Source organism: Lactobacillus kimbladii, assembly GCF_014323605.1.
In the GTDB taxonomy this organism is placed as follows: Bacteria; Bacillota; Bacilli; order Lactobacillales; family Lactobacillaceae; genus Lactobacillus; species Lactobacillus kimbladii_B.
Genome location: NZ_SCMB01000003.1, coordinates 258,357 through 271,692, shown reverse-complemented (window position 1 = coordinate 271,692; position 13,336 = coordinate 258,357). Strand labels below are relative to the sequence as shown.

Genomic DNA, 13,336 nt, shown 5'->3' with positions numbered 1-13,336 from the left:
GACGGGCGACCTGCCACGACAATGCGGCCTGCGAGAGTCTCTTTCACATCATGAAGGTTGAGCTAGACTACTACACCTATACCTATCCTACTAAGAAGGCGCTGCAGGAGGCCATGGAAAAATGGATCAAATACTACAATCAAGCTAGAATCAGGCACACGCTAAAAGGCCGCACCCCGATTGAATATCGGAATACGGCCTTAGCAAACATGAATTAATGTTAACGTCCAATTCTAGGGGTTAACTTCAAGGAATCGGCTTTTTTATTTTTGTCAAAATAACTTTTTATGCTAGAATAAAAAAAGATACTTTTTACGTTGTGATCACATGATCCATAAATAACAACTGAATAGCAAATTAAAGAAAAGGAAATATAATGACTGATCAAGTTAAAATTATGATTTTGAGCGGCGTTCGTGAACAAGGAAAAGACATGTTCGCTGTTCAAGTTAATGATGAAATTTTTGTTCTTGATGCTGGTCTTAAATATCCTGACAGCACATTGTTTGGAATTGATCTGGTTATTCCAGATCTAGACTTTTTTGAGCAATATGGTGATCAGGTGGTCGGCATCTTTTTAACACACGGACATGCTGATTCGATTGGAGCTTTGCCTTATATTTTAAGAAAGTATGATATACCTGTTTTTGGGTCACAACTTACAATTGAACTGGCAAAAATAACAGTTAAAAGGGAAAATAAGCGCTGTAAAAACAGTCTCTTCCACGTGATTGATGCTGAAACAGAGATTGATTTTAAAAATGCCAATATTTCATTTTTCCCGACCACTCATTCTATTCCTGATTCACTGGGAATAGATGTACATACTCCTGCAGGAGAAGTTGTTTATACTGGAGATTTTAAGTTTGATCCCTCAGCGGCTCCTAAATACCGTACGGATTTAGACCGCTTAGCAGAAATTGGACAAAAGAAAGTTTTAGCACTTTTAAGTGACTCTTCAAATGCTGAGGCATCTTTGCCCAATGTTGCCGAACAGGAGATTGGGGACTATGTAACAAATGTTTTTCGGAATGCCAAGGGCAGAGTAATCGTCGCTGCCAAAGCATCTAATCTGATTAGAATTCAGGAAGTCTTAAATGCCGCTTATAAAACTGGCAGACGCATTTTGCTGACGGGCAGAGACTTGGCTAAAATAGTCCGTACTGCCATGAATCTTGGTTATTTGAATGTTCCTAAAGGCTTGTTGATGCGTGTTAAAGATTTAAAAGAAACTCCTGATGAAAAAACGGTTATTCTTGAAACCGGTCAAATGGGTGAGCCTTTAAACTCTTTACAAAAAATGGCAAAAAAGCGTCACAGTATGATTACGATTCATAAGGGGGATCTGGTTTTTATTGCTACGACGCCTTCTCATTCAGTAGAGACTATTGTGGCTCAAACTAGCGATATGGTTTATCGTGCAGGTGGTACTGTAATTCAACTAGGTAAAGCAAAACATACCAGTGGACATGCAACGGGTCGTGATTTACAACTGCTTATTGACATTATAAAGCCACAATTTTTAATTCCGGTTATAGGTGAATATCGATTACTGGAAATTCACAAAGATTTGGCAATTAGGGCAGGACTCAAAAAAGATGATATTTTTATTTCAAAAAATGGTGACTGCTTAAGCTATGACTTTAATCAAAAACGGCTTTATTTGACGGATCCTGTTCCCGGAGAGGACACAATGATTGATGGTTCCGGAATTGGTGATGTCGGCAATATTGTTTTACGCGATCGCGAGGTTTTATCTGATGATGGCATCTTTATTGCAGTAGTTACTATTGATCGTCGCAAGAAAAAAATTGTTGCTCAACCGCAGGTTACCAGCAGAGGGTTTGTATACATTAAGGCCAATCAGCAGTTAATGCGCGACAGCATTGAGCTGATTAAAAAGACCATTAATAATAATTTTGAGCACAAAAAATTTGACTGGACAGAGATTAAGCAAGATGTGCGCAATGATTTAGAAAAGTTTCTTTATCGCAAAACAAATAGACGGCCAGTAGTTTTGCCAGTAGTAATGGAGGTAAACCAAAACCGGCATCGGGCTATGCAAAAGAGAAATAGCAAAAATGATGCGCCAAAAAAGGAAATTCATCACCCAGTTGATGTTAATAAAACCGGTCAAAGAATTATCAAGAAAGATAAATGATGACGTCACTGAGTCAAAAAAATTTAATTAATCTGGCCAAAAGAAATGAAGCAAATGGCGATATGGTTCAGGCTATTCAAAATCTTGAAGAAGCTTTAAGGGATGGTCACAGTAACGAAGTTGTTCTTAATTTATGCGATTTCTATCTTAAGAACAAGCAAAGCTATTCTGCCTATGAATTAATTAAAGAAGAAAAAGATCTTTTTACTGATTCGGAAATTTTCGCTGAATATAGTAAAATTTTAAGTGAAAATCATTTTTTAATTGAGGCTTTAGAAGTTAAAAATATTACTGACTATGAATTGCCATATTCGGTAGAAGCAGTTAACTCAACAGTTCAACAGAAAATAATGGTTACTTTTAGGCAAAAAGCTAAACCAACAAAATACGACTACGATCAGCTATTTAAACTTGATTTATCTAACTTTAAAAATTTTGCCCAGAGTTTATTGATTGATCCGAGTTTAAATTTCGCAGTTCGACTAGTTTTATGTGAAGATTTATTCAGGCTCGGTCTAAAAAATAAATTTAAAGTTCTGGTATTAGGGCAAGAAGAGGAATTTATTCCCCGAAAAATAAATTTACTTGAAAAGGAGCCGGTGTATCGTGAAGTTGTTTCTGGCATTGGTTCACGGTACTACCACCAGCCTAGTCAACTTCCAGCTGTGTTAGGCGAAGTTAATTTGATTTTAGGCAGTCTTTATCCTAAACTAAATAAGTATGTTGATGATCCTGACAGTTTTGCTAGTGATATTGCTTCTTATATTGATAATCACGATGGTAGAAGTAATCAAAAGCTGTTTGAGAAAATCGATAATAATATATCCGAATAAAATTGGATGAAATGCCTTTACTTTTTCAAAGTATTTAGTATAATAGCAAAGGACGTTTTCATTAGGCATGGCTCTATGCATTAAAATACTAGGCATTTGCCAATGAAAGTAGTACAATATTCAACAGAGAACTATCCGTTACTTACTCAACGGACTTCTTGCAAATTTACAGGAGGGTCATTTTAATGGCAGAAAAAGAACATTACGTTAGAACAAAGCCACACGTAAACATTGGTACTATCGGTCACGTTGACCATGGTAAGACCACTTTAACAGCGGCTATTACTAAAGTTTTATCAGAAAAGGGCTTGGCTAAAGCAGAAGATTATTCAGAAATCGATGCAGCCCCAGAGGAAAAGGAACGTGGTATTACTATCAATACCGCTCACGTAGAGTACGAAACTGAAAATCGTCACTACGCCCACATGGATGCCCCAGGTCACGCCGACTACATTAAGAACATGATTACCGGTGCTGCCCAAATGGATGGAGCTATCTTAGTTGTTGCCGCAACAGATGGTCCTATGCCACAAACTCGTGAACACATTTTACTTGCTCGTCAAGTTGGTGTTAACTACATCGTTGTTTTCTTGAACAAGACTGATTTAGTTGACGACCCAGAACTGATCGACTTAGTTGAAATGGAAGTTCGTGACTTGTTAACTGAATACGATTACCCAGGTGATGATATTCCAGTTATCCGTGGTTCAGCATTAAAAGCTTTACAAGGTGACAAGGAACAAGAAGAAGTTATCATGAAGTTGATGGACACAGTTGATGAATATATTCCAACTCCTGAACGTCAAACTGATAAGCCATTCTTGATGCCAGTTGAAGATGTCTTCACTATTACTGGTCGTGGTACTGTTGCTTCTGGTCGTATTGATCGTGGTACAGTTAAGATTGGTGATGAAGTTGAAATTGTCGGCTTGGTAGATAAAGTTCTCAAATCAGTTGTTACTGGTTTGGAAATGTTCCACAAGACTTTGGACTTAGGTGAAGCCGGAGATAACGTTGGTGTATTGCTTCGTGGTATCGACCGTGATCAAGTTGTTCGTGGACAAGTTTTAGCTGCACCTGGCTCAATTCAAACTCACCACGAATTTAAAGGACAAGTTTACGTATTGAAGAAAGAGGAAGGCGGACGTCATACCCCATTCTTCTCAGACTACCGTCCACAATTCTATTTCCACACTACTGATATCACTGGTGAAATTGAATTACCAGAGGGTACTGAAATGGTTATGCCTGGCGATAACACAGAGTTTACTGTTAAATTAATCAAACCAGCAGCCATTGAAAAGGGTACTAAGTTCACTATCCGTGAAGGTGGTCGTACTGTTGGTGCTGGTCAAGTTACTGAAATTCTTGACTAGTTCGTTAAAAACAGTTTAAAAAGATGTACTTCTTCATAGAAGTACATCTTTTTTTGCCTAAGTTTGTTTTTTGCGACCGTTTAATGTAAGATAATTTAGTGTGTAAAGATGCAATTTAACTTGACATTGGAGGTATTTAATTAATGTCTGTAAAATGGAATAAGACCGATAAAACTACCGGTGAACTTACTTTTGATATTCCCCAAACTGATGTAAAGCGTGGGCTAGATCAAGCATTTAGGAGGGTAAAGAACAGTTTGCGCGTTCCTGGCTTTAGAAAGGGACATGTTTCGCGCGTGATTTTTGATCAATATTATGGTGAAGAATCATTGTATGAAAATGCATTGAATATTGTTTTACCTGATGCCTATGAGTCAGCACTTAAAGAAGCTGATATTGCGGCTGTAGGTCAACCACAAATTTTACCTGTTTCAATGGAAAAGGGTAAAGATTGGCAAATGAAAGCCACTGTTACTGTTGAACCTGAGGTAAAACTTGGCGAATATAAAGGAATTGAAGTGCCTAAGCAAAATACCCGAGTATATGCTAAAGATATTGATGCTAAACTAAAAGAAGAGCGTGAAAAGAATGCCGAGTTAGTATTGAAGAAGAGTGCAGCAGCTAAGGGTGATACAGTTACCATTGATTATAAAGGAACAGTTGACGGTAAAGCTTTTGATGGCGGTTCAGCAGAGGACTACTCTCTTGAATTAGGATCAAATACATTTATTCCTGGTTTTGAGGATCAATTAATCGGTCACAAAGCTGGCGATGAAGTAGATGTAGTTGTAACATTTCCAGAAGATTATGGTGCAAAAGATTTAGCTGGTAAGGAAGCTCATTTTGCTACTAAAGTTCACGAAGTTAAATCAAAACAGTTGCCAAAATTAGATGATGAATTTGCTAAAGATGTAGATGACTCAGTTGAAACTCTTGATGATTTAAAAGAAAAGATCAAGAAGGACTTAAAGGCGCAAAAGGAAGAAGCGGCACAAGACGAAATTGAACAAGCGGCAATTGAAGGTGCTGTTGCCAATGCTACTATTGATAAAATTCCTGATGCTATGATTCAAGAAGATATCAATACGCAAATGAATCAATATTTAGGAAATATGCAGCGTCAAGGTATTAGCCCTGAGACATATTACAAGATAACTAATACTACAGAAGATCAATTACGTTCACAATTTAGTAAAGAAGCTGAAGAAAGAGTTAAAACTAACCTAGTACTTGAGGCAATTGTCCAAAAAGAGGACATTAAAGCCACCAAAGAAGAAATTGACAAGGAAATAAAAAACTTGGCTAGCGAATATAACATGGATGAAAAAACTGTCCGTAATACTCTGACTGATGATATGCTTTCACATGACATTAATGTTCGTAAGGCTATTAATATTGTTGCTGACAACGCAAAACAAGTTTCTAAATCTAAGACTAAAAAAGACGAAAACAAGTCTGATAAAAAGTAGAGTTTTAAAATCTGAGTAAAAAGGTGGTGTCATACTGCCTTTTTATTTTATAAGCATATAATTCCTATACCACCCGTATTTTATGCTAACCTTAGACCTGTAGATACAAGGAGGAATAGAATGGCATCACAATTTACTGATCAAGAGGTTATTAGATGTTCCTTTTGTGACAAAACACAAGATCAAGTTAAAAAAATGATTGCTGGCAACGGGGTTTATATTTGTAATGAATGTGTAGATTTATCTAAAAAGATTATTGACGATGAGTTGAAATCTGATTCTTTAAAAAAGGCACAAGATTTACCTAAACCAATGGAAATTAAAAAGCAGCTTGACCAGTATGTTATTGGCCAAGAGCGTGCAAAAAAGATTTTATCAGTTGCAGTTTATAATCATTATAAGCGTGTTACACAAATGGATGTGGATTCTTCGACTGAATTGCAAAAATCAAATATTGCTTTGATTGGACCAACTGGTTCAGGTAAAACGTACTTGGCTCAAACTTTAGCCCGTATTTTAGATGTGCCTTTTGCCATAGCTGATGCAACTACTTTAACTGAGGCAGGCTATGTTGGTGAAGATGTTGAAAACATTTTACTTAAATTATTACAGAATGCAGATTATGACATCGAACGTGCAGAACGGGGAATAATTTACATTGATGAAATTGATAAAATTTCTAAAAAGTCTGAAAATGTTTCAATTACTAGAGATGTTTCCGGTGAAGGCGTTCAGCAGTCATTATTAAAAATTTTGGAAGGTACTATTGCTTCCGTTCCACCGCAAGGTGGTCGTAAACACCCTCAGCAAGAATTAATACAGATAGATACCACCAACATTTTGTTTATAGTTGGTGGAGCTTTCGATGGTATCGAACAAATTGTCAAAAGCCGTTTAGGTAAAAAAGTAATTGGTTTTAGTGCTGAAAACGAGCTTAATAAAGTGCAAGATGATTCTTGGACTAAGCATTTAACGACAGGAGATTTGGTCAAGTTTGGACTGATTCCGGAGTTTATTGGGCGTATTCCTATTATTGCTACATTAGATAAGTTAGATAGAAATGATTTAGTTAGAATTTTAACCGAACCTAAGAACGCGCTGGTAAAGCAATATAAAAAATTGATGTCGCTTGATCAGGTTAACTTAGAATTTACCCCAGATGCTTTAAAAGCCATTGCAGATTTAGCCATTGAACGAAATATGGGAGCACGTGGCTTGCGGACAATAATTGAAAATGCGATGATGGGCATCATGTATAAAACTCCTAGTGAGCCTGATATTGAAAACGTTAAAGTTACTGAAGATGTCATTGAAAAAAATGCCGAACCAAACGTAACAAGACGTAAAGAGGATGATCAGGAAAATAATGAAGAAATAAAGGCAGCTAATGATCATTAAAGATAGTTCGTATGCAATCAGTGCTGTACGCGAGGATCAATATCCAACTGATAATTTGCCCGAAGTAGCACTTTCTGGTCGCTCTAATGTGGGCAAGTCGAGTTTAATAAATACATTATTGAATCGCAAAAACTTGGCGCGAACCTCTGCACAACCAGGAAAAACGCAAACCCTTAATTTCTATTTGGTAAATCATGCCTTTTATTTAGTCGATGTACCAGGGTATGGCTACGCCAAAGTTTCACAAAAAAAACGTGAACAGTTTGGTACTATGATTCAAGATTATCTTGAAACCAGGGCAAACTTACAAGGACTAATTATCCTAGTGGATGGTAGACATGAGCCTACTAAAAATGATATAGCTATGTATAATTATGCATTATATCTTAATATACCTATTTTGGTAGTTTGTACTAAAATTGATAAAGTTAAGAAAAGTCAGCAAAATCAGGTGCTTGCCATATTGAAACGAAAACTTGATTTAAATCATGATAACGTTGATGTTCTTACTTTTAGTTCTGTCCAAAAGTTGCATGTTCAAGAAGTGTGGCAATGGATTGAACAAAATCTGTAAAATTTGCAAGAAAAAAATGGTTCTCATTGGAGAACCATTTTTAATTGTCTTTGTCTTTAACTATTTTATCCTTGTTTTTAGCCACTTTTTTCTTTTTGTCATCAGGTACAGTAGCAAATTTATCAAATAGTTTTTCTAACTCGTCTTGTTTTTTAAAAGTTAAACCCATAACAATTTTTCCTTTCTGATTTTATTATAATAAAAAATAAGACTTCAAGCTAGAAAATACAATAATTTATTAGCTTTAAATAAATATAATTATGTAAAATTATTATTTTGTAATTTTAACTTTTCAAAAATCAATTGATAACTAAGCAAAAGCAAATTTAAAACTATGAATTGTATGTTAAAATATGATAGCGAATTTGGGGGAGTGATTTTTTGGCAACTCAGCTGATTGAAAATAAATTAAAACTTTTACCAGCTAAACCAGGCTGTTATTTAATGAAAGATGTAAACGGCAAGGTTATTTATGTTGGCAAGTCGAAAAATCTCAGGAGTCGAGTACGTTCCTATTTCAAAAGTACCCAAGTTGGTAGAAGAGCTGAATTAGTTGAAGATATTCGCGATTATGATATCATCACCGTTTCAACTGATAAAGAGGCCTTTTTGCTTGAAGTTACACTTATTAAGAAATATCAGCCATATTACAATGTGCAGTTAAAACAAGGAACGGGCTATCCATATATTGAAATTACTAATGAACGTGATCCACAAACCAAATTAATCAGTATCATTAGAAAAGATGGTGGTTATTATTTTGGACCGTATCCTAATGTTTATGCTGCACAGGCTACCCTTAAGTTTATTCAAAAAGTTTTCCCTCTGAGGCGGTGCCATGGCAAGCAGGGCAGACCTTGTTTGTATTATCATATGGGACAATGCTTAGGAGCATGTTTTAAAACGGTACCTAAGTCAGTTTATGAAGCTCAAATAAAAAAGATTAAGAGCTTTTTAAACGGTGATATAGGCTGGGTAAAGAAAGATCTTAACGAAAAAATGACAGCTGCCTCTAAAAATCTTGAGTTTGAGCGGGCAGCTGAAATTCGTGATCAGCTTAATTACATTGAAGAAACCGTTGAAAAGCAAAAGATCATTTCGAATGACAATACTCAGCGTGATATATTTAATTTTTATGTTGATAAATCATGGATAGCTATTCAAATTTTCTTTTTACGGCAAGCAAAGTTGCTTAGGAGTGAGACTAGAATGTATCCACTGACAGATACTAATGATCCAGAGGATACTTTTGCATCCTTTATTGTTCAATTTTACGGGCAAAAGAATAGAATACTGCCAAAAGAAGTTTTAATACCTGCCAAAATTGATAATGAGGCACTGAGTGAAGTTTTGCATGTGCCTGTGAGAACACCAAAAAGAGGTCAAAAACGCTCTTTACTAAATATGGCAAAAGACAATGCAAAGCTTAAACTGGATGAAAAGTTTCGCTTATTAGAATTAGGTAATAGAAAAACAAAGGGTGCACAGAAAGAAATTTTTGATTCTTTAGGCTTGCCATATGGTCATATCATTGAAAGCTTTGACCACTCACATATCCAAGGAGCTGATCCGGTTTCAGCCTTAGTTGTTTTTAAAGACGGTGAACCAGATAAAAATTCTTATCGTAAATATAAATTAAAGGGTGAAGTTGAGCATCAAAATGGTGGTGATGAGGTTCGTAATACTCGTGAAGTTGTTCGCAGGAGATATAGCAGACTGCTTAAGGAACATAAACCAATGCCAGATCTAATTTTGATGGATGGTGGTCAAATTCAAGTAGATGCTTGTGAAGATATTCTACGCAATGAGCTGAACCTTAATATTCCAGTTGCTGGTATGGTCAAGGATAATAAACACAGAACCAACCACCTTTTATATGGAGATCCAATTAATGGAGTGCCTTTGAAATTAATACCCTTGAATCCAAAATCTCAAGGTTTCTATTTAATGACACGAATTCAAGATGAAGTACACCGCTTTGCAATCACTTTCCATAGAAGAACTCATGCTAAAAATGCTTTATCGAGCAAACTCGATTCAATTAAAGGGATCGGACCAAAAAGCAGAAATAAGCTTTTACGAAAATTTGGTTCTTTGAAAAAAATTAAAGAGGCCTCAATTGATGAATTACGTTCTGCTGGCTTAACATTGCCCCAAGCCCAGACAGTTAAGTTGACTTTGTAAATATCAATTTTTACCACAATAGTCTAAACTTTTTGTGGTATAGTGGTATAGTAATAAGGTTAAGAAAGACGGAAGGAGAATTTATATGCCCACATTTGTCGATCAAACTAAGATTGAAGTCCAAGCTGGTAAAGGCGGAGACGGCATGGTCGCTTTCCGCCATGAAAAATATGTCCCAAATGGTGGCCCCGCTGGTGGCGATGGTGGTCGTGGCGGTAGTATTATATTTGTCGCTGATAGCGGTTTGAGAACATTAATGGACTTTCGGTACCGCCGTAAGTTCAAGGCAGAAAATGGTGAAGATGGTCGCATAAAATCTCAATATGGTCGAGGAGCTAAGAATTTGTATCTTAAAGTTCCTGTTGGAACGACTGTATATGACTTTGATACCAATGAAGAAATTGGTGATCTAACTGAAAATAAACAAGAATTGGTTGTAGCGCATGGTGGTAAAGGTGGACGAGGCAATATTCACTTTGCAACGAGTGTTAATACTGCACCTGAAATTGCTGAAAATGGTGAACCTGGTGAAGACCGAGTATTGCGCCTAGAACTAAAGGTTTTGGCAGATGTTGGTCTTGTGGGTTTTCCTTCAGTTGGCAAGTCAACATTATTATCAGTTGTCACGAAAGCTAAACCCAAAATAGCTGCTTATTCTTTTACGACTTTAACGCCTAATTTGGGTATGGTTATTTTACCCGATGGTCGTGACTTTTCAATGGCTGATTTGCCTGGTTTGATTGAGGGAGCAAGTCATGGCGTAGGTCTTGGTATACAATTTTTACGTCATATTGAAAGAACAAAGGTGATTTTGCATTTGGTGGCGATGGATCCTGCTAATGGCCGAGATGCGCTTCGAGATTACCAGACAATTCGTCAAGAACTGTTAACTTATGATAAAAATCTAAAAGATAGAAAAGAAATAATTGTCGCAACTCAAATGGATATTTCCGGTGCAAGTGAAAAATTAAAACAATTCAAGAAAGATTTGAAAACGGAAAAAATCCAAGCGCCTGTTTATGCTATTTCAAGTGTGACACATGAAGGAATTGAACAATTGTTGCAGGATACTGCGACCGTAGTAGAGCAAGTAGAAAAAGAACGAGCATTGCAGACGCCTGAACCTGTTCAAGAAGTAAAAGAGTATAAATATCAGGCAAGTCAAAAGAATAATTTTACTATCACCAAACTAGAAGATCATGTTTTTGAGATTAAAGGTAAAAACCTGGAAAGATTAGTGGAGCGAACCAATCTTGATTATCAGGATGGTGTTATGAGATTAGCTCGGAAGCTTAAGAATCTGGGAGTGGATGATGCTCTACGTAAAAAAGGAGCCGTTGACGGCGATGATGTAATAATTGGCTCATTCAACTTTGAATTTGTCCAATAATAAATAGAAAAGTTTTGAAACATGACAAAAAATCGATATATCACAGGATATTCTGGACTTAGAGCTTTGGCAGTAATTGGCGTGATTCTTTATCACTTCGATCCTAATACTTTTGTTGGCGGATATCTTGGCGTACCGATTTTTTTTGTTTTGTCAGGTTACCTGGTTACATGCCAAATACTAAAGGCGTATGATGAAAATGGGTTTTATAATACAAAAAAGTTTTATTGGAGTAGAATTAAAAAAATATATCCGCCATTAATTGCAGTATTGTGGATTTCTGCAGCGTATATAGTTTTATTTCAGCAGAATTTACTTGCCAAACTAAGTCAAATAGTTGTGGCAAACTTGCTTAATATCTATAATTTTTGGCAAATTTTAAATGGGCAGAGCTACTTTGAACGTTTTGCCGCTAACGAATCTCCATTTGTCCATTTATGGACAATGTCAATTAACGGGCAATTTTATATATTGTGGCCATTAGTTATTTTCCTATTAGTAAAATATGGCAAAAAGAGAAAAAATATTTTTAGCATTTTACTAATTTTATCAATACTTTCCGCAATTGAAATGGCAATAATGTTTAAAACCGATGTTAATATCAATCGCATTTATTATGGCACAGACACTAGATTTTTTTCTTTAGGCCTAGGGGCTGCACTGGCTGTGGTTTGGCCATTGAACAAGTTGAAAAGAAATATCAAGCATAATTATTACCTTTTATTAGATATTTTCGGTCTGATTTCTTTTTGTGGAATCATAATTTTATTTCTTTCGCCAATAATGAATGCAGAGAAAGCATTTACCTATTTGGGTGGTATGTTTTTGTTCACGTTGTTTACAACGATACTGGTTGGTATAACTGCTCATCCAGGGAGTCACTGGAATAAATGGTTAACCAACCCTATTTTTAATTGGATTGGCTCAAGAAGTTATGAAATTTATCTTTATCAGTTTCCTATAATGATTTTTTTTGAAGATAAAGTTTCCAATATGGCAGATCATGTTTTGCTTTATCGCTTTATTGAACTAATTTTGATAGTCATTTCAAGTGAGCTTGCATACAGAGTTGTAGAACAACCATTTGGAAAAATATCTTTACAAAAAACAAAAAAATATTTGCAACAACTTCGCGATAAGAAATCAAAAAATTATTTTCAAAAAGTGTGGGCTATTCTTATAGGCTTGATTTTTTTAACTGGTAGCATTGCAATTTTAATTTCTCCTGCTGCACAAGCCCAAAATTTTAATCAAAGTCAATTGGCTCGCAGAATTAGAGCAAATCGCAAACAACAAAGAAAAGACAATAATGCTTTAATCAAGGAATACCAAAAAATTAGTCCCAGAGAACAAAAAAAGGCTAAACTTATAAAAGAAGCTAAACAAGCAGCAAAGAAACATCCAATAAAAAAATCTTTTGAGAAATGTGGTATCTCACAAATTGAAATTCAATTAGCACGTAAAATTGATTTGACTGCTATCGGTGATTCAGTTATGGCTGGCTCTAGCAATGATTTGAAAGATTTGTTGCCTAAGGCTGTGATTGATGCGGCTATTTCACGTCAACTGAATGTTTCGTTCGATTTATTAAAACATTATCAGAATGAGAATGTTTTAGGAAAGAATGTATTAATAGGTTTGGGTACTAATGGTCCATTTAAAATGTCTGATATAGATGATTTAATGAAGCAGTTAGGACATAAAAGACAGGTATTTTGGATAAACACATATGTACCGGCGAAGCCTTGGCAAAATGATGTTAATAATTTATTAAATGAGACAGCGAAAAAATATCATAATTTTATGGTGATTAATTGGTATTCATATGCAAAGAATCATCCAAATTGGTTTTATGAAGATAAAACGCATCCAACACCAATAGGATCAAAGCACTACAGTGCTTTAATTGTTAAAGAAATAGTTGAAAATGCTAAGTATTAGATAGGTAGAG

Annotated in this window: 11 protein-coding genes; 10 read left to right on the top strand and 1 reads right to left on the bottom strand. The window is 35.7% G+C overall.

Going from position 1 to position 13,336, the window contains the following annotated elements:
* The 7 genes from ERK18_RS06425 to yihA form a co-directional block, all read left to right on the top strand.
* A partial coding sequence (locus tag ERK18_RS06425) for an IS3 family transposase (protein ID WP_187154761.1) occupies positions 1-218 on the top strand: 218 nt, incomplete at its 5' end.
* 158 nt (positions 219-376) lie between these two features.
* Positions 377-2,161 (top strand): ribonuclease J, encoded by a 1,785-nt coding sequence (locus tag ERK18_RS06420; protein ID WP_187154760.1) that lies wholly within the window; start codon positions 377-379, stop codon positions 2,159-2,161.
* The gene (locus ERK18_RS06415; RefSeq protein ID WP_187154759.1) at positions 2,161-2,994 is read left to right on the top strand and encodes a tetratricopeptide repeat protein; all 834 of its coding nucleotides are present in this window, start codon (positions 2,161-2,163) and stop codon (positions 2,992-2,994) included. The genes ERK18_RS06420 and ERK18_RS06415 overlap by 1 nt, the downstream gene beginning before the upstream one ends.
* A 185-nt stretch (positions 2,995-3,179) precedes the next feature.
* Entirely contained in the window at positions 3,180-4,370 is a 1,191-nt protein-coding gene (tuf, locus tag ERK18_RS06410) for an elongation factor Tu (protein WP_045928030.1), read from the top strand.
* 143 nt (positions 4,371-4,513) lie between these two features.
* A complete protein-coding gene (gene tig / locus ERK18_RS06405; protein ID WP_187154758.1) occupies positions 4,514-5,839 on the top strand; it encodes a trigger factor in 1,326 nt (441 codons plus the stop codon).
* 120 nt (positions 5,840-5,959) lie between these two features.
* Positions 5,960-7,237: an ATP-dependent Clp protease ATP-binding subunit ClpX gene (clpX, locus tag ERK18_RS06400; protein WP_187154757.1), complete on the top strand. Its 1,278-nt coding sequence runs from the start codon at positions 5,960-5,962 to the stop codon at positions 7,235-7,237.
* On the top strand, positions 7,227-7,811 hold the full coding sequence (yihA, locus tag ERK18_RS06395; protein ID WP_187154756.1) for a ribosome biogenesis GTP-binding protein YihA/YsxC: 585 nt from the start codon (positions 7,227-7,229) through the stop codon (positions 7,809-7,811). Before clpX ends, yihA begins: the two co-directional genes overlap by 11 nt.
* 40 nt (positions 7,812-7,851) lie before the next feature.
* On the opposite strand, the gene ERK18_RS09535 is transcribed toward yihA, so the two are convergent.
* Positions 7,852-7,980, bottom strand: coding sequence for an SPJ_0845 family protein (locus ERK18_RS09535; protein ID WP_261982447.1), 129 nt, complete (start codon positions 7,978-7,980; stop codon positions 7,852-7,854).
* Between the two features lie 212 nt (positions 7,981-8,192).
* On the opposite strand from ERK18_RS09535, the gene uvrC reads away from it, so the two are divergent.
* The 3 genes from uvrC to ERK18_RS06380 all read left to right on the top strand — a co-directional run bounded on the left by uvrC (position 8,193) and on the right by ERK18_RS06380 (position 13,326).
* A complete protein-coding gene (gene uvrC / locus ERK18_RS06390; protein WP_187154755.1) occupies positions 8,193-9,995 on the top strand; it encodes an excinuclease ABC subunit UvrC in 1,803 nt (600 codons plus the stop codon).
* Positions 9,996-10,080: 85 nt separating this feature from the next.
* Positions 10,081-11,385 carry a GTPase ObgE gene (gene obgE / locus ERK18_RS06385; RefSeq protein WP_187154754.1) on the top strand — a complete coding sequence of 435 codons (1,305 nt, stop codon included), beginning with the start codon at positions 10,081-10,083 and terminating at the stop codon, positions 11,383-11,385.
* A 21-nt stretch (positions 11,386-11,406) separates the two neighbouring features.
* On the top strand, positions 11,407-13,326 hold the full coding sequence (locus ERK18_RS06380) for an acyltransferase family protein (protein ID WP_187154753.1): 1,920 nt from the start codon (positions 11,407-11,409) through the stop codon (positions 13,324-13,326).
* The last annotated feature ends 10 nt before the right edge of the window (positions 13,327-13,336 follow it).

Excerpts from the sequence above, each read along its gene's own strand:
- obgE (WP_187154754.1), top strand. The coding sequence starts at position 10,081 with ATGCCCACATTTGTCGATCAAACTAAGATTGAAGTCCAAGCTGGTAAA.
- ERK18_RS06415 (WP_187154759.1), top strand. The coding sequence starts at position 2,161 with ATGACGTCACTGAGTCAAAAAAATTTAATTAATCTGGCCAAAAGAAAT.
- tuf (WP_045928030.1), top strand. The coding sequence starts at position 3,180 with ATGGCAGAAAAAGAACATTACGTTAGAACAAAGCCACACGTAAACATT.
- ERK18_RS06420 (WP_187154760.1), top strand. The coding sequence starts at position 377 with ATGACTGATCAAGTTAAAATTATGATTTTGAGCGGCGTTCGTGAACAA.
- clpX (WP_187154757.1), top strand. The coding sequence starts at position 5,960 with ATGGCATCACAATTTACTGATCAAGAGGTTATTAGATGTTCCTTTTGT.
- tig (WP_187154758.1), top strand. The coding sequence starts at position 4,514 with ATGTCTGTAAAATGGAATAAGACCGATAAAACTACCGGTGAACTTACT.
- ERK18_RS06380 (WP_187154753.1), top strand. The coding sequence starts at position 11,407 with ATGACAAAAAATCGATATATCACAGGATATTCTGGACTTAGAGCTTTG.
- yihA (WP_187154756.1), top strand. The coding sequence starts at position 7,227 with ATGATCATTAAAGATAGTTCGTATGCAATCAGTGCTGTACGCGAGGAT.
- ERK18_RS09535 (WP_261982447.1), bottom strand. The coding sequence starts at position 7,980 with ATGGGTTTAACTTTTAAAAAACAAGACGAGTTAGAAAAACTATTTGAT.